Below are 21,569 nucleotides of genomic sequence, written 5' to 3' on the forward strand. Positions count from 1 at the left end.
CTGCGTTTCACATTGTAGGATTCTGCTCCTGATACGCTGCTCCATTGCAAATTCACTTGGGCGTCGCCCGCTGTTGCAGTCAGGCTTGCCGGTGCGGCCGGTGCCTCTTCTCTTGGCAGCGTATTTTCTGCACCTGCTTGTGATTTGACGATACTAGGCACATCCGCTGTAACATCCACTGAAGTGAACAGCGTCGGGGTCCAGTTAGCCGGGCTCAAACCACCTTTGCTTGCCGCGATATTCACGGCGGTTCCGTTCAGTACCGAGCCTGTATCCGTAAATTCGGTACCGCCTGGGGATACTTGAATCAAAGACGCCGCAGTTGTTCCTTCATCTTGCACAAAATAGTTGTTCTGCGTAACAATGTGTGACTCAAACCCTACGCCAATAGTGTATAGGAATGGATAGTTCTCATTATTTAGCGTTCCTTCATAGTAGTTGTTATAAATATGAACTTGACCAAAGCGAACACGAGGTGCGCGCTGCGTCACATTTTGATAATAATTATGGTGGAACGTGATTCTCTCCTTGCCGCGGTCCTCTGTAGCGCTATCGCTTCCCCCGACAAGAGTCGTTTTATCATGATCATGGAAGTAGTTATAAGAAACCGTGATCAAATCGGAAGCGTTCGTAATATCCAGTGAGCCGTCGTGCTGCTGATATTGGCGTCCAAAATATTTGACGTTGTAATCGTCACGATTGTCTCCGTCACTGAACGTATTATGGTCAATCCACACATGCTGAGCGTTTTTCACTGTAATGTTGTCAAAAGCAGAGTTCCAGTTGCCTGTGCTTCCATCCGTCGGATCCCATTGCGGGAAATAATCGAACGCGTTTTGGAAGTCAATATTGCGGACAATGACGTTGTCTACGTTTTGAATCATCAGATTGCCGCCGAGAATCTTGGCGTTGGAGCCTGGCAAGCCTACAATCGTCGTATTCGCACCCACGTTAATTTTGATTTTGCTTCCTTGATTTGCTTCTGAAACCGCGCGCGCCGTCTCTAGTGGTCCAGATGGTACACGCACTCCCCAAACCGCAGGATCATAAGCAGCCAAATAAGCTTGCAGGTCATAAGCCGGATCTTTGTAGTAATCCATTCCTACCGGATTATCGTTATCATCCACATTCATGTCGATAGTTCCCTTAACGTAGATAATTTTCGGTGTGGAATTCGATACATTCGAGCTGTTATTTCCGCCAAGGGCTTTAATGAGCTCACTGCGTTTGGTTACCGTGAAAATATTTGCTGCAGATGCCTTGGAACCTCCGGTCGTTCCTGTGGTGAAGGAGCCCCAGCCATCATTGACAGCCAATACCTGTTTTCCAATATCAGAGGCATCCGTGTTGATAATATTGATGGTAATAGGAACTGAGATCGTGCCAAAGTTGAAGCTCAGCGTCGTAGTTCCTTCTTGAAGCCCTGCAAGATAAGCCTTATTAATCGTAACCACATTGCCTTTAACGGTGTAATCTGACTCGGTAAGAGCCGTAGTGCCGTTCGTGATGCTCTTCAAAACCTCCCCATTCAACTGCAGCGCTGCATGAATGTCCGCTTGATTAGTGATGTTTTTGTCAAAATTAGACGAGGTGACGGACACCGTCGGCATGTAATTAACATTTGGCATCATAACCAGGATGGAAGGATCCCAATCCGTAAAAATTTGCGGGATCGTCAAGCTAGCTTCCTGTCCTGTCAGCTGCGTCGAAATTTTTCGGGCCGATGGGTTCGATCCAATGCCATAGCTGTTATACTCCGAGAAATAGTTAGTGATGCAGCTTCCCGCGCAAGAGGCCACCCAGCCCTCGTTAAGGAACTTCTTGGAGTCGATCAACGTATTGATAAAGCTGACTCTCGCATAATCCTTCCATCCCCGTCCTAAATCATAAGTACCGGATGCAGAGGTATCGTCTACGATTTGGGAGTTAAAGAATACATAGCCTTTGTCTGTGACATTTTTTTGTGCGCCTGCTGTGATATGTCCACCACCGCCAGAGTTGCTGACGAGGACCATTTTCACATTATCCATAACAACGGCTGGGGCTTCCCCGAATATGAAGTCCACATCGCCCTGGATGATACTGTTGTGGAAGTAATGGCGTCCTTTGTTGCTCCCATTTAAACCGTTATACAGTGTATCCTGATAGCCTTTCAATTTAACCGATTCGAATGACGCTTTGTCGCTATACAGAGATAATGCCACCGCTTGAGCAACTGCTGAACGCGGGCCGGAACTGTTCTCAATGGTCAATTGGGCAGCGGTAAAGTTGTCTCCCGTAACCTTCACGGTTTGACTTAAGAAGGTGTTGCCCGTGTGACCCGGCTTCCCTGTCGTTGCAGATGTACCCGCATAATCACCATAGACAATAATAGTTTTGTCTATGCCGTCCCCAACAAGGCTTACGTAAGGTCTATCCACGGTAAGCTTCTCAGTATAGGTTCCTGCCTTGATGTAAATCACGGTTCTTTCCGTATTTGATGTCGGAATGGCATTTACAGCGCTTTGAACCGTATTGAAAAGCGTTGTACCAAACCCAGTGCTAGCCGCTGTGGCAGCCTGGTCCACGGTAAGCACTTTTGCTGGCAGAACGGCAATTTCATCCGTTATTGGGCCTGCCCCGTTAGCATTGGAAGCAGATATAACATAGTAGTACGTCGTTCCGTTGGTTACGCTCTTATCTTCATACGAGGTTTGATTTATTGAAGTAAGGGTCGTATAAGGTCCGCCACTCGTAGTTGCTCTTTTCACGGTATAACCGGTTACTCCGTCTACTTTATCCCACGTAAGACTGTCACTGCCTTCAGCAGCAACCGCTTTGAAGCCTGTCGGTGCAGCAGGGGCACCAGCCACAGCTGCATAAGGCGTAACCTTCAGCTGGTTGGAGATCATACTTTCCTGAGCTAGCTGTTTGTCCACCACACGGCTTGCAACAACGACATAGTAGTAGGTTGTGTCGTTAGTTACTTTCTCATCTGTAAAGCTAACTCCCCTCACATCGGATTCTACCGTTGTATAAGGTCCACCGTTAACTGTGCTTCTCTTAACACTGTAATACGTTGCGTCCGTAACCGAAGTCCAGCTTAGACCCACCTTATTATTTGCGGGCACGGCGCTTAACAGGGTCGGCGTTTCTAACGGTGCCGCAGGAGTGACCTTAAGAAGCGCGGAGCTTGGACTCGAGCCGCCCATATTTGCTGCCGTAACCTGGTAATAGTATTGCGTACCATTCGTTAAATTTTTATCCAGATAGGTGGTATCGGCAAGCTTCTGCACCACAGTTACAAACGGACCTTCCGGATGGGTGCTTCTGAGAAGCGTGTAAGTGGAAGCCACCGGTTTTCTGTCCCCATCAATGCCCTGGACTGAGCTCCAGTTCAAAGTAATTTGACTGTCCCGAATATCGATTTGCCCGAATGCAGGTGCAGTAGCGGGTGGTTTAACATTGTCTGGAGAACCGACAACCTCATTTGACCTGTCGCTCTCCCCATTCGCATTGACACCCGTCACGATATAGTAATATTTTTCCTTATTTGCAAGACCCGTATCCGTGTACGTAGGCGACTTTACTTCGTTCGCTACACGAGTATAGGGACCTCCGGCTGCCGCACTCCGATAGACGTTATAGGAATCCACCCCGCTAGCTGCATTCCAGTTCAGCACGACCGTCTGGTCGGCTCCTGCCGAGGTTAGATTTTGCGGAGTTACCGCGCCTTGTTGGTAAACCTTCACGTTATCCACGTACATGCTTCCTGTGGAGGAGCCTGCTGTTCTTGCCTGAATTTTGGCGATGTTCGTGTCCTGCGTACTAAACTTGAAGTTGCCTCTGTAGACTCCATTGAAATATACATCTGCAGAATTCGTTCCTGTATCGGCAACAAACTTCAGTTGGTACCAGTTCACAGTATTACTAGGATTGACCGTTTCAAATACGTTCAAATTTGTCACGCTAAAAGAAAGCACCGTTTTACCCGAGCTATCGATCAGCTCCAAAGGATAGGAATCACCGATGACCTTGGGCTGCATAAAGCTCAACTCTGCCGTCAGACCGTTTTTGCCGGAGACCGGTGTAAAAGCATTCGTGAAGCCGCCTCTTCGACCCGAATTGGCATTATCGTTGATCCACATCACATTGGTCGAGTTGCCTGTTATCGTCGCCGACTTGTTATTGGCTGGGGCAACCTCGGATGGCGAATAATATTTATTCGTCAAATGATTGTTGTTGATGACGGTCACATTGTTGATCGTTTCATCCCCAGCATTAGCAATGGAAACATAACCTTCTGGTGTATCACCCAGTGCGCTGGCTTCAAAATTATCATTGATGAAAAATACACCAGGTTTACCCGATACTTCACCGGAATTTGCACCTTCACCGACCGCATTCACGGCACTAATCACATAGTAATAAGTGGAACCGTTCGTTAATCCCGTGTGAATGAAGCTAGTATCGTTGACAACGTTAGTTACAAGAGTGTAAGGTCCTCCAGCTGTCGCGCTCTGCTTGACGTTATAAGACGTCGCTCCGGATACGCTATTCCAGGTAAGCGTCATTTGCTTATTTCCTGCCGAAGCAGAAGCATTCGTTGGCGCACCAGGTACTGCAGGTGCAGTCGTTACTGTCGGTGTAACGGATACCTCGTTGGAATATACACTTGAGGATACCGAATTGGCAGCTGTGACGACATATTTATACGTCTGTCCATTCGTTACTGCACTATCCGTATAGCTTAATCCGTTTACCGGACCGCTGTTTAATTTGGTATACGGCCCGCCGCTAGCTGTACTGCGTCCTACATTGTAATAAACGGCGTCCGTTACTGCGTCCCAGTTGAGAGTAACCTTAGCATCACCAGCCGTACCGCTAAGTGCTGGAACTTCCAAGGATACCGGCAGCGTCGTGGTCAAACTAGATACCGCTGTGGTTGTGGCACTGTTATAGGAATTGAGCAGCGTTATACTATCGAACGATGCACTAGCCGCTTTACCCACAGCATAGCCGACATACATGGTTTGATTGGATGTTACATCCGTAATATTTTTTCCATTTATATTGGTCCATGTAATCGTAGTTCCGTCAGAGGTGCCGATATCAAAATACACATCCGCTTTACTTGTGCCCCCATTCCATTGCTTGCGGACACGCATGTAGCTTGGAGGCGTATCATAGGTTACATCCGCACCTGAAACCTTATATCCTGAATTACTTGCCGAACCGCTTCCAGCAGCAGATTTAGTAGTAACATATGGCTGGAATTTGCTCCCCGTACCATAATGGTAGCTATAAACAAAGGAGCTGCCTTGATCCAGAGTGCTGCGAACCAATACGCCCGCCTGGGCTCCGCTGACATACGGATAATTGGTCAGTCTAGATATTAGGGTGAAGTCTCCGCTTACAGGAGTATAAGCATATTGAAACTGCTCCGCTGTTGAGTTCTGATTCGTAATGCCATTCGATGAACTGCTAGTCACCGTAAGCTTACCCGTCGTTTTGTCATATGAGGTTGTCCCCGTGGAACCGTTATAGCTTAAGCTGCTCCAGCCCGTAGGAAGCGCAGCTGCCTCCGCATCAGGTATACCAAGGATCGGGATATACGATGCGAGCAGTAAAAAGCACAGCATGATGCGTAATGATTTGACCATATTGCCTTTTTTCATGTTGTCTATGAACCTCCTTAACTCTATTGGTCTTACTGCAAATGCACCTTGAGATTTCCCACTCCTTTACACGGTCTGAACAACGCGACAAAGCTGCACCTATCCATGCTCCTTTCTACGAAGCAAACAACCTTGCCCGCTGCTCCCCCATTATGCATCCCGGAATATTTCCCGACTATAATCATCTTGTCTGAAGGTAGATGATTATCCAGGTGAACCGGCGTTACAGCCATATGCTGTTTTCAACCAGATATAGAGGCAATCTAGGAGACAGATTTAAATGGTCCATATGGTGGATGATTCCTTATCGAAGCATGAAAAATAGCCCCTCAGAGGCTCATCACCTCCAAGGAGCTATCGTACTTATTTAACATTCATTTGTTTAATTTCAGCATATTCGCTATTTAGTTCGTCAATAATCCTATCGCCACCGCTTTTACGCCATCTTTCGACTTCTGTCGCGAATCCCCGTTCATCTCTTTTTCCCAAAATAAACTGATAGGTGGCATCCGTGATGATCGTTTGAAGTTCCGCTCCTTTTTCCGCCTGTGTCTGTGAAAATAAAGAGGTTGTCGGATCATTGATCGCCATCTTGGCATTGTCTTCAATCATGCTCTGGATCTTGTTCTGCATGTCGCTTGTTTCTTCAAGCTGCAAGTACCTAATGTCGAACGTTCGCAGCGCATTGGCGTAAGGCTCTACCTCCTGTTCCCGCAAGTTTTGCGTATCAGGGAAGATTTTGATCGTCAGCTGATCGTCGTTCAATTTATAATGACGGTCCTCTATGCCGTAGGTAAGCAGGTTGTTGATGTCTTCGGATAACAGATTGTTAAAAAAAGCAAGAACGTCGCGGAGCTCGGCCTCATTTTTAATACTCGATTTGGGGAATAAGAACAGCCCGCCAAACCCGCTTCCTCCCCATATCCGTTCCCCTCTTGGCCCATTAATACGGTTTACGATATCTACATCGGCATCCTTATTTACCTTTTGAATACGGTACTGCACGGAAGAAGCCAGCACATTGCTAATCATCATCCCGGCTTCTCCCCGGATGAAGCGATCCTCCTGCTGTACCTTGCTGGTCACAGTAAAGTCAGGGTTGATCAGCCTTTCTTCATACAGCCTCTTCATAAACTTCATCGCAGCATTATACTCCGGCGTCATGAAGTCAGGGGTTAGCTTCCCGTCCACAAGCCCCCAGCTGTTTGGAGCGCCTAAGTAAGCAGCAATATTTTTGAAGGCACCGTATACAAGATCATTGCGATCGATTAAGCCGTACGTATCCTGCTTGCCGTTTCCGTCCGGGTCCCCATAAGTAAAAGCTTTAAGCACCTCGTAGAGATCCTCAATACTCCTAGGTTCTTGCAGGCCCAGCCGATTCATCCAATCCTTGCGGAATTGAATCCCCTGTCTTGATTGCGGGCGCTCCCAATAAATTCCGTACGATTTTCCGAAATAAGATGCATTATTCATAATAGTCGGGTTCATAAACTTGCTGATTAACGGATAGTCCTTCAGATAAGGCCCAATTTCCCAGAATAAGCCGGATCGTATTCCGTTAACAATCGAAGGCTGCTTCACATCGACCGCCTTGACTTGCAGCACCTTAGGCAGTGTGCCTGCGGCTATGGCAGCCACCATCTTGTCCGAGTAAATCGTATCCGGTACCCATGCAATAGTAAGCCTCGTGTTCGTCTTGGACTCCAGCTTATGAAGGAGCGTATCCTTAGGCGGATCGTCTTGATTCAAGACAAGCATAAAGCTTATTTCTGGGGATGCCGTTGTCTTAACGGCTTCCTGCTTTCCCTCGTTCTTCAATGAAGGCTGCAGTGAGCAGCCTACCGTTAAAACGGTAAGGAGCAGAGCCATACTAACATTAGAAATGTATCCTCTGATGCTCCAATTGTTCCGCATGACTATCCCTCCATGGATGCTGAACCATTCGAATTACCGTCATCCTGCCGCCCTAATTCACGGAATTTGCCCGGACTGTGGCCTTCTGTTTTACGGAAAGACCGTATGAAGTTTTGAGAATTATTGTATCGCAGCCGCTCAGCGATGTCTTTTATGGGCATATCCGTTTCCAAGAGCCATTTGATAGCAATCTGATGGCGGTGCTGAGCCAGATAGGCGCTGAAGGATAATTCCATGCTTTTTCGGAAAATGGTCGCCAAATAGCTTGAATTATAATGCAGACGATCTGCACATGTATCGATCGTAATATCGGTATCGAACTCCTCATGAATCATCTGTACCATTTGCTTTGACAAAGCAAGATGTCTCACTTCGGTGTGTCCCTCAATCCCTGTCATGATGGGGTCGATGATTTGGTCCATGAACCATGTCTCACCAGACTCTGGTAAGCTCAACTGATACAATTCGTCGAACAGCGCCTGCTGCCGCTGCATCGGGATCGCCTGCCCTGTGACTCCATTGGCAAGACCCAGCGTATTCATCAGCAGACGTACGGCATTAAACTGCATATCATAGGGATTGGAATTGTTTTGTTCTATTTCGTGCAGCAGCTCGCTAAGCAGCGGTCTGACCCGCTCCCTATCCACCAGTTTGATCGAATCGAACAGCTCTGATTGGAGTGCAAACGGGTAGGAATAGTGCAAAATATGGTTTTCGCCCAGGTCACCGAAGTAACCGATCCCTTCATCTCCGAAGAAAGCATGCCTTTTGGCCGCCTCAACCGCTTCTTCGTAGGCCCGGGGAATATCCGGCAGACGCTGATACGGAACACTGATACCGATATTCACCCTCAAGTCCAGCACCTCGGCCGCTGTTTGCTGAACAAGCCTGGCAGCTGCGTATACTTCAGATAAAAATAACTCCTCGGAATCCGCTCCGCTGGTCAGGACTGTCGTTTGCGTTCTGCCAAGCACGATGGGATGCAGTCTTCGATCAGCAGCTATGAGCTCCCCGACCATATTATTCACGGCAAACAGCAGCAAATCGATATCCTTTTCCGTAAACCGGGTATTCTCCAGACTGCCGATCTGCAGGGCCAGCACACAGAAGCGTGAGAAATCCTGGCGCATGCCGAGGCTTTCCATCCGTTCGACAATTTCCCCTTCCCTCATACCGAACAGGAAGAGCTTGACCATCAAAAAAGTACGCAGAAGCTCGGTTTGTCCTTCCAGCCTGCTTTCCAGCCGTCTTTTCGTATCGAACAATGAATGAACCTGTTCCCCAATCATTTGAATTTCATCTAAAGGTTTCGTGGAGGCTGCCCTACCTATCTGGGACAAAACTTCTTTATATATTTGGGCAATCGGTCGGTACAGCCGCTTCGTCCACAGCAAGATTGCAATAATGGACAACAATAACAATCCAATGCAAATGTACAAGGTGAACCAACCGATCTCTCGCGATGAACGGGTTAATTGATCCAACGTAACAACAGACACATACGTCCAGCTGTTATAGTCCGATTTACGGTACGTGACCATGAGGGATTGACTGTCTATGTTCAGGTTATACTGCCCTGTGCGCTCCTCGGGTAGCTGCTTCACAGATTGCTGCAGCGATTCGTCCAGACCGTCCAGAGTCACCCCTTTATGTACAATTAAACGTCCATCTTGATCAAACAAAAGCACAGCTTCGTGGTCCGCATTGACGGAAATCAGCTGGCTAATGCTGCAAGCGGGAATTTGAATCATTGCGGTTCCTGTACTCCGATAAGCAGTAAGCGGAAGCTTTTTCAGCAAATTAACATTTATTTGGCAGCTATTTACTGCAGCTAGCTGGATAGCGCTTTCATTCTGAGGACTGCTTGGTTGGATAGCAGGGATGACGGCATCCTTTGATCCAGATGGCGCTTTGGATCCGCTGATCTCCCATACGGAAGGCGCCTCCGGGTCAGGCATGGCTGAAGCGTTTCCTTTTATCCAGGCATCCAGCCTGTACAGACCGTCGTTTTTAATGAGCCAATTGCCGGCTGTACTCCATATTTGAATATCATCTATCCCAGTATCGAGGCGCTGCAGACTGCTGAGCTCCGTTTTCACCTGGGTATACAGCTGGAACTGATCCGGATTTAAAGGTTCATTGAGTGCAGTTTGAATGATTTTGGAGCCCAGAAAATGAGTTGTGGCTTGATCGACTACCTTTAAGGAATGCTCCACATTCATCTGCGTCTGCTGAAGACTGAGCGCTGTTTCTTTCTTCATTTTCTCCAGCACGACACCGGAAGACTTCGCATAGGAAAATAAACCAAGCAGCACAACGGGCAGCGTGGTGATAATAAAACATAATATTACCCATCTCACATAATAACGGTTCGGCTGCTTTTTCATCTATTGTGTATTCACCCTTTGTCCTGTTCAACCGGTGGAAGCGCATTCTGGCTCTCATTTATAACATTGTAACATAAGCCCGAACCGTCAAGAAGATAAAAAAGAGGATCGATCTCAGGCTATAGCCCTCTGCGCGGCAGACGCTAGAAAAGCGCCTTTATCCTATTTCGCATAGCTTCCTGGTGGTAGGCGAATTGCTTGTGCCTATGCCCGTTGGCTCCTGATGGATGCGGGAACCCCCATAAGCATTGCTCCGCATCCAGTCTACCTTCCCTTACGAGAAGCTGAAGAACATCTTCCACTCTTTTTCCTAACGGAATAATGAGTGCTTGTTTCATAGGTTTGAGCTCTTCCAGCATAAAAGATAACGCAGTCTTCAAAAGGAATTCGCTGGATAGTAGGTTGGGGTGTGTGCCGCTATAATTATTCTTACTAACGAAAACCGGATATCGCAGCAAAGAAGTAGAATGAAGCAGCCTTTGCTGCTCATGGAACAATGCTCCGCAGGACAGTATAGTCAAATACCGATGAAGCTCCAGAGCATCCAGCATTCGGATTAGCTCGTTCCTCATTGTCCCCGCGAATCTTGCAGCTTCTTTCGCTTTTCTGCATACTTCCTCATCTGAAATTCCTTCTTCCAAGCCGAATCTGGCCTCTTGCATGGCTATTCTCATTTGGTTCCAACCAGGTGTTAACCCGACTATGACCACCTTGGCTGAAGGATTGCTGTACTCATTGTGCGGCGCGTAGTACATTTCTAGTTGCCCGCTGCGCTCCATTAAAAAATCGTCTACCAGCAGCACTTCTTTGGTTAATACTGTATCTTTGGGGAGCCGAAGTATCGCTTGTTTATACTTTTTGAAATGATTGGAAATGTACATACGACCCTCTTCTCTACACGCTATTATCAGGCTATGAAAAAAAAGCAATAAGCATAGTCTTTGTGTGACTACATTTATTGCTTGTTCTACTTCATTTATTTGTACAACACTTTATCTACATTGTATTTTGCTTTTAATTTATTGATGATATAGGTCTCGTAAATCTCTCTATCGACAGCGTCCTCAACAATACAAACATCAATTTTAGTTACTTCGTTTCTATGGTCTTTCATTGGGGACACCGTATCTTCAAAATGTTTCTTAATTCTTGGTCTTAATTTTCTGGCCTTTCCAACAAACAGCAGCTCATCCTTGGCATTATAAAACATAAAAATGCCGCCTTTTTCTCTAGAAATCAGGTGAAAATCCGTAAATCCGTAAATGTTGCTTAACTCGGGGTTAATCTGTTTGTCAATGGAAACATCCGTTGCTGGAATAGTTATATTTATCAAGGTATAGTTCACTTCTTTCTTCTATTTAGAAGTAAATCTTATCATATAACTTGAGCTAAAACCATGTTCTATATTGGGATTAACCAGCGGAATATAAGTTCCATTTACTTTCGGTATACCGTGAGTATATCCAGTTGAGAAACCTAATTGCTGACTCTTGCGGAAGGCAGCGGTCTCGGTGCCGCTTCCGTTGCCGGAGCCTCTGCAGAAGGCACCACTCTTGGTGTATCTTCACTGCCTTTTGCTCCCGCCCTTACGGAAGGTGCTGGTCTTGGCGTATCATTCGATGCTGTCGGTAGTGGGCTTACGGCTTCTGGCTGTCTTGAAGTACTATTCGTACCTGATTCTTGTGCCCCTTCGGTCGGTACCAGTCTAGGTTTATCACTTGAAGCCGCCGGTAATGGTCTTGCGGCCTCCGACTGTCTTGACGTACCCTTCGTACCTGCAACCCCCGCCCCCTCGCTCTGTGCCTGTTTGGGCTTATCATTCGAGGCCATCGGTTGTGGCTCTACGGAAGTCGATTGTTTAAGCATGTCATCCGACTGTGTCGGCTGTGCTCCAGACGAAGCCTCCTGTTTCGATGTGTCATCCGATACTGTCGATTGCTGTTCTCCTAAAGCCGCCTGCTTCGACGCCTCATCCGTGGCCGTTGACTGCTGTTCTTCGGATGTGGACCCTGCCGGTGCTTTCCCTTCGGAGACGGTTGAACTAGCCCATTGTGTCGATGTTGAACTAACCTTAGGGCTCGTTAATGTACAGCCGCTTATGAAGACGATAGTCGCTATGCCAAGAAACGACCAACGGTATGAGTTTGATTTATATTGTTTGATCATTTTGATTCTCCTTTGCAATTGTGTTCTGCTTCCTGTAAGATTTACGTTTCCTATAACTCGGACAGGCTGCGAGAAGCTTTCTAACAATTTTATAAGTGTGTATCCATAATCTTGACGCTGGTCAGCAGCGAGGCAGCTAAGCGCCAGCGCGTCACTTGCGATCTCCTGATCCTCCCGCATTCGGCGATAAGCATACCAAAGAACCGGATTAAACCAATGAATAATCAACAAAACATGCATGAACCAATTCACTCCTATGTCATTGCGCTTGCTGTGCGCCAGTTCATGTAAGAACACATGCCTCAATTGATCGTTATTCAAGCTGCTTGAAATCTGTTGGGGCATGATCAACTGGGGCTTCACAAGACCAAAAAGGGTCGGAGTCGCCAAATGCCGGGATTCAACAAGAACGATGGGTTTATTGACTGACATTCTTGCTTTACATTCAGCAAAAATCTCCAACACTCTTGCGTCCGTTATCGCAACTGTCCCTCTCTTTATCTTTTGGGCAAATTTCCTGTTAACCCAGATTGTATAGGTTCCCAATACGCATACGCCAACCAGCCATAAAATAAATAAATTTCGGTAAATGAAGTGAGCAGCACTTTCCGATACAGCAACTCCTGTAGGAATAGCCTCGTGATTCAGTTGCGGAGCGGAATGAATCGAATTGGTATAACCGATCCAGTTATAAATACTGAGTTCACTCTCCGGCCCCCATGGCAGAATTAAGCGTAAAATCACCAAAAGCCACATTAAGTAATGCCATCTTGGTTTCAAACGATTCCTTAGCACCAGCTTCATTACCAGAATGAGCAATACCAAAACACTCGCCATGGTAGAGACGGAGCAAACCCAATAGAAGAGACTCACAAGGTGTTCTATTAATTGATTCACATTCACCCTACCCTTTCCTTACACGAGTCTGTGAGATAATGGCCAGTGTAAAACAATATCGCAAATCTTTCATTTCGACTTGTCATCAAGAATATTTTTCAATTCTTTTATCTCTTCTGGAGATAGCTTTTCCTCTTTTAAAAAGTTCACCAGCAGAGGCTTAAATGCTCCTCCATAAATTCTCTTCAGGAAGGATGCCGTTTCCGACCTTACACATTCGTCTTCGGAAACTAAAGGGAAATAGGCATATACCTTGCCTTCCTGCGAATAGGAAATGGCTTGTTTTTGCACTAATCTGTTTAAAAGTGTTCTTATTGTTTTCGGTTTCCAATCTGTTTGATCTTCCAACGCCTCAATCACCTCATTCGCTGAACTAGGTGACTTAGACCAGAGGACTTTCATGACTTCCCATTCCGCGTCCGAAATTTGGGGAATATTATTCATCCTTCTACCTCCTGATATTAATTGATTACACATGTAATACAATATTGATATTACATGTGTAATCTTGGATTGTCAAATTCATATTTACATCACAAAAAAGCCGCTCTCCACATTAATCACAGGGACCAGCGGCTTGGCCTTTTATGCACTTTTATGCAATTTGTATTTATCCAAGTAAATGAGCAGTCATTCTCCACTACTACAGTCTCATATCCTCCTCAGCACTCTATTTTTCGCCGTCATTTATGGTATGGTTCAGCTTAACGGGGCTAACGGCGAAAACAATGGCGGCCCTGAGGCCGCCAGACTTCGCTGTGCCTACTCACTTTGGCAGACTCATTCAATTAATACCGGTGCTGGCCAGCAATGCGTCGACGTTACGCAACAAGCGATTGTATTAAAATCCCGTTTTCCTTAAAGTGTACTTTAGCCTTATGTTCTGCTCCGATCTCCGTTCTCCAGCATATCAAGCAGCAGACTGGAAAGCGGGGCTGGAACTTGTGCATTTTGCGACGCCGACAGCAAGAGGCCGACATCTTTCTGCGGAATTTTGCTTGCGATATAGATGCTGAATTTTCGGCAATCATTTTGCCATAGCTTTGATAGCTGGGGGCGGTAAACAGTGTGCTCGTAAGCATATTGACCGCTGCGGTGGGATCAACCCCGCCGTGCTCAGCTATTCCTAGTGCTTCTTCCAGTAAGCGTATGGTTTCAATACTTCTAGACAAAAGCAAATCACCTGTGTACCTCTCCCCTGATGCAAACTCGTTCTCGGCTAACCGTTCAAGGGCAGAGCAATAGCGAAAGAACCTATCCCAGCAGTTCTTTGGCTCCTTTCATCACTAAGGGCAAGGACTGTTTAACGAATGATTCCGCACTTATTAGACACCCCTCTTTGTTCCAAGTGTAAGCCGCCCCATACATCCCCCAACTTAACATGATAGATGCTGTATTTATTAAAAATTGCTCGTTTGAATTCGATAGCATCTTGTCTTTGTCTATAAAGGAAAGAAGGATCGTTTGAATTTTTTCCTTTATTTGAATTTCGAATACAGGTACAAGTGATGTACTTCTTCTTTTGCATATTGTGTTTAGACTCTTGTGAAATTCGCATATCCCCAGAAAAATACTTTTGATTGTTTCTTCATTTAACACTTCATGACCGTTTATTCTAGGATTCATGATTGTCATAAATGATTCCATTAGTCTGACCTCAAGAATTTCGAACTTATCTACAAAGTGCGCATAAAAAGTCGCCCTGTTAACAGTAGCCCGCTCTGCAATATCCCTAACGGTTATCAATTCAAAGTCTTTTTCTTGAATTAATGAAGCAAAAGCGTCTTGAAGGAGTCTCCGTGTACGTATCACACGAGGATCAGCTTCACTTTTTTTTATTGTCATAGTTAAAATCTCCCCAGTAAAACGACATTATAGAAAGGGTGTTGTTAATACAACGGTTCATGGATATTGATGATTGCGTACCAATCGATTGTTATTATAACATAAAAAATACAACAAGTGTTGTTCAAACGACTAATGTTGTATTGAATAATACTAAACGCCATTTTTTACAAAAGGGGGAGAACACCATGTCGGTTTCATAACAGTCTCAAACGAGGGAGCACCGACTTTTTTTGTTATTATTCGAGAACGTCTGTCGGTTAGTAGCGATGTTCCCGAGATTAAGATTTCTCGGAAGGAATTGACCAAAACATTTCGGCAGCCCCGCGCTACCTCCTTCAGCCGCTAACATAAAGGCGTGGCAGTTTCTCGTTATCGACTAAAATATAATTTTTTTTAAAACACATCAGGAGTGTGAATTATGAAGAGCACCTGGAAAGTTTACGTTCTAGTCTTGATCACTTTTTTGGTAGGAACATCTAATTATGTCATCTCCGGGATTTTGGACCGGATCGCAGAGGCATTAGGAACAAGCGTTGCGGCAGCAGGCCAGCTCATTACGGTCTATTCTCTGGCCTATGCGGTCGGCACGCCTATTCTAATGGCGTTAACGGCTAAAATGGACCGTCGTAAGCTCCTCCTTTATTCGCTGGGCTTCTTTATTGCTGCAAATCTGCTGACATTTATATTGTCCGGCTTTGGTTTCTTCATTGCGGCGAGAATCATTACGGCATTAGGCGCCGGGGTGGTTACTGTTAACGCACTCAGCATCGCCGCCAAAATCGCTCCGCCAGGCAAGCAGGCCAGCGCCATCGCCAACGTCACCATGGGCTTAACCGCATCGCTCATCATCGGAGTCCCGCTCGGCAGAATGATAGCCTCGTCTTTTGGCTGGAAAGCTGTATTTCTGGCCATCGCAATTGTCGGGGGCATGGCCATGTTTGTCATTGCTGCAGTTTTTCCACGTATTGAGGGCGACAAGCCTGTTCGTTTAATCAAGCAATTAGCTTTGTTAAAAAAACCTCAGGTTTTGGTTGCATTGGCGATTACTTTTTTCTGGTTAGGAGGATATTCTCTCGCTTATACCTACATCTCCCCATTTCTGCTAGAGGTGACTCATTTAAATGAATCATTGATTAGCACAGCCCTGCTCATGTTCGGCATTGCTAGCTTGATAGGGTCGAAAGTCGGCGGCTACAGCGCAGATAAACGTGGCATTCTATTCACGCTCGTTTCAGGGATGGTACTTCACGTCATTTCGTTGATTTTGCTATCCTTCGTCGGACAGTCGGTCATTGTCGTATTCGCCATTTTGATCCTCTGGTCTTTTGCCGCCTGGTCATCTGCTCCGGCACAGCAATTCAACCTGGTTACACTCGTTCCTGAATCCTCGGGCGTCATGCTGAGCTTGAACAGTTCCATGATGCAGCTTGCCATGGCATTCGGCGCAGGAATCGGCGGGTTGATCGTTAACCATGTTTCTCTTGCATCCATTACTTGGTTCGGGATACTCGGCGTACTCATCGCCATCATTACCGCGTTTGTATTGTCCAGCATGTCATCACGGTATTCGGCGGTGCAGTCAGCGAATTAAGGGTATAGTAAACATTGAATATTTGATAAAGGACTCTGATCACTAAGTTGAGCAAACCGCAAACGAACTGCACCTCAATTGTTGGATCTCGTTCAAGTTTGATTCACTAATAAACTGAAGAGCGTAGAAAAGAAAATTCTTTTTAAGCAAAGGAAGTGCAGTGTCGCTTATGGATTGATTTGGTCTTCCTATGATGTCATTGTCTTTTACGGAAGAAACGGATTTGTATCGGAGGCTACAATTTTAACATTTATTACTGCCTTATAAAACGAGAACTCTCCAGACATGGAGAGTTCTCGTTTTTATCCATGCGTTTGCGGGTGGTGTCAGCTACGGTGGTATTACCCCATTCTGTATGCCATTATAAGCGACAACCCGATTCCCGCGGCGCAAACATTTCTGCATTCTCAAAACAACAATGGCATCATTTGTGGAATACCTATTATTTACGCTCCCTTTTGCAAATTTAGCATCGCAGCCTCAACCTTTAATTCGATTTCTGCTTTACCACTATTTGTGGTACGGCTCTCCATATCATCTATAGTGCGAAAATGGAGGCAGATATGCAAAGGCACCCTAATGGTTGCCCAAAGAGATGATTTTATTAGAGGTTATGCGCAATTTCAACCTCTTGTTTCTGTTCCGGTTGACGGGAATGTTTAAAGGCAGATGCAAGTAAGACCAAGAGGCCGCAGGCGCCGATCCAGATTAAGACGATCGTCGAATGGTTCATGCTCAGCCCTTGCCTAAAGAAGAACAACTCACGCAGCCCATCAACCAAGAAGCGCATCGGCAACCATGACAGTATCCAATCACGGTAAAACGGAGACAACAACTCAGGAGCGAAACTAAGGAGTGGCGCACCGAAAAATAGGAACAGTACAAAAATAACCATGCCTTTTAACCCAATCCAAGAGAAAACAGCAGCTATCATGAGGAAAAACGCTAAATAAGCAATGGCCAAAAATAAAGCCGTATCCATGAAATGAGAAATGTGTAAGCCCCAGCTCTCGGCGAACCAAGTGAAGCTAAATCCAGCTATCAAAGCAATAACCGCTCCCCAAAAGACTTGGACGATATTCGCCCGAAGCCGTTCATTGCGATTCGCGGAATTTGATTTGTTTTTTACAAGCAAGAATATTACATTTGCGATTAGACTGGCCATCCACAAAGGTTGGAACATCAAAACCGGTGAATTCCCGTTCGCACTATGCGTACCGATTGCATTCGCATGGATGACTTCGCTAACGATAGGCGAAGCGAACGCGGCGGCTTGTTTCGTCGTAATCGCAGCGCCTTGCTGATCGAAAATCGCTAACAGTTCGGCACGCATCTCCTCATTCATGCCTCTAATCGCTTGATCTAGCATTTGTTCAGCCATACTAGGTGCCGATGCATTCATGCCTTGGTTGATATAAATCCGCACCCGGGATGAAGACGGATCCGGTGTCATCAGCGATGCTTGCTTCTCGCTAAAATCCTCGGGAATCACCAATGCTGCATAATATTCCTGGTTATCGAGTCCTGCTTTTACTTCTTCTTCGCTGCCAACTTCGATCCATTTCATCGCCGGCTCTCCATCCGAATTCGCAGAGGTTACCGACTGAATGTTAGACACAACCGTATCGGCCATATTTACGTTTGAAGCCGTCAAGCCTTGATCCTCATTCACAATGGCAATTGGTAAGTGATGGGAAACAGGATTGATGCTAGGAATCATGGCAAGGCTAAAGATGAAGATGACTGCAATAACGATAAGGGGTAATGCCACAATCAATCTGTTTTTAAATAAGCCCATACGTTTTCCTCTGTCTTTCTTGCGATTCAGCTACACCAACCTCAAAATCTACTGTTCGAATTCTTTCTTTTTTCTGCCGGCAGTATGGCCTCGATGACGTCCCAATGTTCGGCGATCTTTCCATTCTCCACGCGGAACAAATCGTAGAAAGCGGTAGGCTGGCCATCGAAGGAACCTTCACTCGCCGTAAGCACAAAATCGCCTTGTCCGATTACCTGATGAACATGAGTATATTGAAATTCAATATTTTTCTCCTTCAGCGCCTGCAAAGCAGCATGAAGACCGGAAAGCCCGTCTGCAATATGCGGACTATGCTGAATGTAGTTATCGCCATCAAAGTAAGAGGCAAGCAGCTCAGGCTTCATCCCAAGCAAAATGTTCTCCACATAGCTTTTGACCAATACTTTGTTGGCATCCGTCTTGTAGATATCCTTAATCGTGACCGGTCCGTCGATCATCGTATGATTACTTGGCGTCTTGTCCGCCATTTCTTGCAAATTGTCCCAATGCTCGACGATGAATCCATTCTCAAAACGGAAAATATCAAAGGCGATTTTAGGGCCGTGAAAATCATATACGGAATGAAGAGCCACATAATCTCCGTCGACTAAAGTACGCTTAATGCTTACCTTTGTACCAACTTTCTTCAAATGATCAAGTGCACCAAGCATGGCTTCACGACCATCAAGTAAGGCCCGGTTGTGCTGAATGTATTTGTCCGGATGAACGTAAGCCGTAATCGCTTCGGGGTTGCCGCTCTCTAAACTTTCCAGCACAGCGGTTGCTTTAAGGACAAGCTCATTTTGATGGTTGAATGTCATTGTAAATATCCTCCTTAGAATTTATAGTCATTAGATAAATAATGAACATAATGTTGTTTATTTATCTTTCGCTCATTATAATAGAGACGAATACAACGCTCAATATTTAATATTTTTGTTTTTGCAGGATAAGATACAATTCATAGAACTTTGTCGCTTAACGGTCTAAATTAATTTGGGGAGGAACGAAAATCATGAATGGAAAAACGGATCTAAGAGTACTGCGCACTAGACAATCGATTCGAATGGCGTTTTATGAGCTTATTGAGGAAAAAGGATATGAAGCGATAACGATCCAGGATATTGCAGATCGGGCAATGATCAATCGAAACACATTTTATCTTCATCACCAAAATAAACCCGATTTATTGGACACATGTATGGATGAGTTGTTGAGCGAACTAAAGAATGCAGTCGTACTATGTCCATTCAATATGAGTCCTTTCCATATTTCTACACTTGAGACAGTCATGCAAACTGTACTGGAGCATATTTCGCGGAACACCACCTTTTACTATGCCATGTTAATTGAAGAGAATAGAATCTACCAGTTTCGGGCGAAAATGGAGAATATCATTAAAGATAAACTGAATGAAGGCTGGATTCTTGCTCAGGGAAATTCCCCTTTAGCGCTATCCAAGGAATTACTGCTTGAATACCTCGTATCGTCTTTCATGGGGATTGTCATGTGGTGGATTAAGAACGATCTTCCTCTTCCTGCGGGTGAAGCTGCATCTCAATTTAGCAGGATCGTTGCCTACGGGCACTTGAAAGCTGCCGGCATCGCCGTCGGGGAATGAAACTGCATAGCAACATTGAAAAGAGGGAGTTGCGTCGCAAGCGAAACGAAAGGAGCTGCCGCGGCATGCTCCTTTCGTTGCTTTAATATAGAACGTAGACGCTGTAATTCAATTACACGAATGATCTCCCACCTATATTTCTCAACTTTATAACAGAGTCATTGTTCTGAATTGACAATACACCAGGGCTAAGTTCACAGAGAGTCTCAACATCCTTGGGATTTAAACGTATCTGTTTCTGCACCAGTTCAAAAGCATCCATGCCCGATTGAATTATCGCATCGAAATCTGTTTCTGAAGAGAGGTGTACCGACTGAGTGAAATCAACCCTAAGTCTTTTGCACGATGAATCATAGCGGCAATGGAGACCCGCCAATACTTCTTAAGCTCTTTGTATCCATCCAGTGTAGTATCGCTTGACACCATTGATGCGAATGCCTCTTCAGGAAGTAAAAACGCAGAGGCGAAATGGTTAGCCTGTTGTCCCCTAATTTTAAATTCTTCTTTAGATAAGTTCTCTTGATTGTGAATTCAAATGCATTAATAAATGCCCTAATTCGTGCGCTGCATCAAAATGCCTTCTTGCAGCTGATTTTTTATCTTCACCTAATAGACTCGTATCGCCAAGGCAGTTTAGCCTATCATGCCCGCCACTCCATGTAAAGCCTTTCTGAGTTACTTTGATTCGTTAAAATTCATTTACACAAAATAATTTACATCCCCTTAATTTTTGAATCTATTCCTTAATTTCTCGTCTGCTACAACGAAAGGAAATTCCATATGTATATTATTGTTTGCTGTAAGGGTGTCTGTAATGATGGAATTAAATCTCTGCAACCAAGATTTAACTCCATCATCTTCAAAATCAATCTGAGCACCAAAAGCAAAATTACGAATTGCCGATCTTATTCTACTTATCACAATTGTTAGTATTACATATTTATTTGGAGTATCTTCCTCTCTAATATCAGGTACTGCCATTATGACATATTCCCCTTCACGATGCGTTGATGCTCCAGTATCATGTATTGCAGATGGCATTGTTGGATGTTTAATTTTACACAACCATCTATATGCGCCATACAATTGTACCCAAGTCATCTCATATTCCTGTTCAGAAAACTCATTTTCAAGAACCTGAGCTTCTTCTTTTGCTTGATCGGCATGAAACTTGCATAAATTAACAACCGACCAAGGAGAATCACCTGATTTATTATTCATGATAAGACTTGCCCGCTCATCATTGTTGGATATCGCTTCAACTATTAAGGCATTTTCAAACGCCGCCGCAGCAACGCATCCTGCTTGCGATGTGTAACCTGTCTGTAATAAGCTCCAAATGGCCCTTAAATCAGTTAGACACCTTTTAAGAAATATCCCTCCAATTTTCGTGCTATTACTACCTTCTTGGGCGTTGTTCTTTAACATCGCAACCCCTATACCGCATTCATACAATTTTTCTATCGGTTCTTCGAATACTTTAAGAACTTCATTTAGAGTTAACGCAGCCGATATCTCCATCTTATAACATGTCTTCCATAGTCCCTTTGCTGATTTGATTTCTTCCACTACACCACATCCTTTATTTTGATTTTCATAACATCTTGGATTCAGAACACCCCACTACCTCAAAACTTAGAAGAAACAAACACGTTATCTTCTTATGGTTACAATTATTTTCCTAAGCCCA

15 protein-coding genes and 2 pseudogenes are annotated in these 21,569 nt (G+C 45.1%); 2 read left to right on the forward strand and 15 right to left on the reverse strand.

Features of this window, described 5'->3' with window-relative positions; genetic code table 11:
- Positions 1–128 precede the first annotated feature (128 nt).
- From BP97_RS41595 to BP97_RS0119520, 10 genes and pseudogenes are all read right to left on the reverse strand, one after another.
- Positions 129–1,400: pseudogene (locus BP97_RS41595) on the reverse strand (pectate lyase family protein); the annotation flags it as partial.
- Positions 1,395–5,657, reverse strand: a pseudogene (locus tag BP97_RS41600) (pectinesterase family protein); the annotation flags it as partial. The pseudogenes BP97_RS41595 and BP97_RS41600, both read right to left, overlap by 6 nt.
- A 363-nt stretch (positions 5,658–6,020) precedes the next feature.
- The gene (locus BP97_RS0119485) at positions 6,021–7,571 is read right to left on the reverse strand and encodes an extracellular solute-binding protein (protein ID WP_051620777.1); all 1,551 of its coding nucleotides are present in this window, start codon (positions 7,569–7,571) and stop codon (positions 6,021–6,023) included.
- A gap of 2 nt (positions 7,572–7,573) precedes the next feature.
- Positions 7,574–9,958 carry a helix-turn-helix domain-containing protein gene (locus BP97_RS0119490; protein WP_028550612.1) on the reverse strand — a complete coding sequence of 795 codons (2,385 nt, stop codon included), beginning with the start codon at positions 9,956–9,958 and terminating at the stop codon, positions 7,574–7,576.
- A gap of 143 nt (positions 9,959–10,101) precedes the next feature.
- Positions 10,102–10,839 carry a uracil-DNA glycosylase family protein gene (locus BP97_RS0119495; protein ID WP_028550613.1) on the reverse strand — a complete coding sequence of 246 codons (738 nt, stop codon included), beginning with the start codon at positions 10,837–10,839 and terminating at the stop codon, positions 10,102–10,104.
- Positions 10,840–10,934: 95 nt separating this feature from the next.
- The gene (locus tag BP97_RS0119500; RefSeq protein WP_028550614.1) at positions 10,935–11,291 is read right to left on the reverse strand and encodes a nucleotide excision repair endonuclease; all 357 of its coding nucleotides are present in this window, start codon (positions 11,289–11,291) and stop codon (positions 10,935–10,937) included.
- Positions 11,292–11,434: 143 nt separating this feature from the next.
- Complete coding sequence (locus tag BP97_RS0119505; protein ID WP_081824276.1) at positions 11,435–13,027, reverse strand: M56 family metallopeptidase; 1,593 nt, start codon at positions 13,025–13,027, stop codon at positions 11,435–11,437.
- A gap of 63 nt (positions 13,028–13,090) precedes the next feature.
- A complete protein-coding gene (blaI, locus tag BP97_RS0119510) occupies positions 13,091–13,465 on the reverse strand; it encodes a penicillinase repressor BlaI (RefSeq protein ID WP_028550616.1) in 375 nt (124 codons plus the stop codon).
- A 377-nt stretch (positions 13,466–13,842) separates the two neighbouring features.
- Positions 13,843–14,193, reverse strand: coding sequence for a hypothetical protein (locus BP97_RS0119515; protein WP_028550617.1), 351 nt, complete (start codon positions 14,191–14,193; stop codon positions 13,843–13,845).
- An 82-nt stretch (positions 14,194–14,275) separates the two neighbouring features.
- Positions 14,276–14,866 carry a TetR/AcrR family transcriptional regulator gene (locus BP97_RS0119520; protein ID WP_028550618.1) on the reverse strand — a complete coding sequence of 197 codons (591 nt, stop codon included), beginning with the start codon at positions 14,864–14,866 and terminating at the stop codon, positions 14,276–14,278.
- Between the two features lie 421 nt (positions 14,867–15,287).
- On the opposite strand from BP97_RS0119520, the gene BP97_RS0119525 reads away from it, so the two are divergent.
- Positions 15,288–16,460 (forward strand): MFS transporter, encoded by a 1,173-nt coding sequence (locus BP97_RS0119525; RefSeq protein WP_028550619.1) that lies wholly within the window; start codon positions 15,288–15,290, stop codon positions 16,458–16,460.
- 604 nt (positions 16,461–17,064) lie between these two features.
- Here BP97_RS0119525 and BP97_RS0119530 read toward each other — a convergent pair.
- Both BP97_RS0119530 and BP97_RS0119535 read right to left on the reverse strand, forming a co-directional pair.
- On the reverse strand, positions 17,065–18,258 hold the full coding sequence (locus BP97_RS0119530) for a YhgE/Pip domain-containing protein (protein ID WP_028550620.1): 1,194 nt from the start codon (positions 18,256–18,258) through the stop codon (positions 17,065–17,067).
- A 41-nt stretch (positions 18,259–18,299) separates the two neighbouring features.
- A complete protein-coding gene (locus BP97_RS0119535; RefSeq protein WP_028550621.1) occupies positions 18,300–19,079 on the reverse strand; it encodes a nuclear transport factor 2 family protein in 780 nt (259 codons plus the stop codon).
- 194 nt (positions 19,080–19,273) lie between these two features.
- Here BP97_RS0119535 and BP97_RS0119540 point away from each other — a divergent pair, with 194 nt between their 5' ends.
- The gene (locus tag BP97_RS0119540; RefSeq protein WP_028550622.1) at positions 19,274–19,879 is read left to right on the forward strand and encodes a TetR/AcrR family transcriptional regulator; all 606 of its coding nucleotides are present in this window, start codon (positions 19,274–19,276) and stop codon (positions 19,877–19,879) included.
- 273 nt (positions 19,880–20,152) lie between these two features.
- Here the strand turns inward: BP97_RS0119540 and BP97_RS39760 are convergent, their stop codons facing one another.
- The 3 genes from BP97_RS39760 to BP97_RS0119550 are packed head-to-tail and all read right to left on the reverse strand — an operon-like array spanning position 20,153 to position 21,448.
- Positions 20,153–20,410 carry an ImmA/IrrE family metallo-endopeptidase gene (locus BP97_RS39760; protein WP_331281313.1) on the reverse strand — a complete coding sequence of 86 codons (258 nt, stop codon included), beginning with the start codon at positions 20,408–20,410 and terminating at the stop codon, positions 20,153–20,155.
- Positions 20,385–20,564, reverse strand: a complete 180-nt coding sequence (locus tag BP97_RS41725) for an ImmA/IrrE family metallo-endopeptidase (protein ID WP_442952380.1) — start codon at positions 20,562–20,564, stop codon at positions 20,385–20,387. The genes BP97_RS39760 and BP97_RS41725 overlap by 26 nt, the downstream gene beginning before the upstream one ends.
- A 38-nt stretch (positions 20,565–20,602) precedes the next feature.
- Positions 20,603–21,448, reverse strand: coding sequence for a hypothetical protein (locus tag BP97_RS0119550; protein WP_028550623.1), 846 nt, complete (start codon positions 21,446–21,448; stop codon positions 20,603–20,605).
- Positions 21,449–21,569: the final 121 nt, after the last annotated feature.

This window comes from Paenibacillus sp. UNC451MF (assembly GCF_000686845.1).
Classification (GTDB): domain Bacteria; phylum Bacillota; class Bacilli; order Paenibacillales; family NBRC-103111; genus Paenibacillus_S.

What these genes read in the sequence shown, in the direction of transcription:
- BP97_RS0119540 (WP_028550622.1), top strand. Translation starts at nt 19,274, where the DNA reads ATGAATGGAAAAACGGATCTAAGAGTACTGCGCACTAGACAATCGATT.
- BP97_RS0119525 (WP_028550619.1), top strand. Translation starts at nt 15,288, where the DNA reads ATGAAGAGCACCTGGAAAGTTTACGTTCTAGTCTTGATCACTTTTTTG.
- BP97_RS0119530 (WP_028550620.1), bottom strand. Translation starts at nt 18,258, where the DNA reads ATGGGCTTATTTAAAAACAGATTGATTGTGGCATTACCCCTTATCGTT.
- BP97_RS0119495 (WP_028550613.1), bottom strand. Translation starts at nt 10,839, where the DNA reads ATGTACATTTCCAATCATTTCAAAAAGTATAAACAAGCGATACTTCGG.
- BP97_RS0119490 (WP_028550612.1), bottom strand. Translation starts at nt 9,958, where the DNA reads ATGAAAAAGCAGCCGAACCGTTATTATGTGAGATGGGTAATATTATGT.
- BP97_RS0119485 (WP_051620777.1), bottom strand. Translation starts at nt 7,571, where the DNA reads ATGCGGAACAATTGGAGCATCAGAGGATACATTTCTAATGTTAGTATG.
- BP97_RS0119535 (WP_028550621.1), bottom strand. Translation starts at nt 19,079, where the DNA reads ATGACATTCAACCATCAAAATGAGCTTGTCCTTAAAGCAACCGCTGTG.
- blaI (WP_028550616.1), bottom strand. Translation starts at nt 13,465, where the DNA reads ATGAATAATATTCCCCAAATTTCGGACGCGGAATGGGAAGTCATGAAA.
- BP97_RS0119520 (WP_028550618.1), bottom strand. Translation starts at nt 14,866, where the DNA reads ATGACAATAAAAAAAAGTGAAGCTGATCCTCGTGTGATACGTACACGG.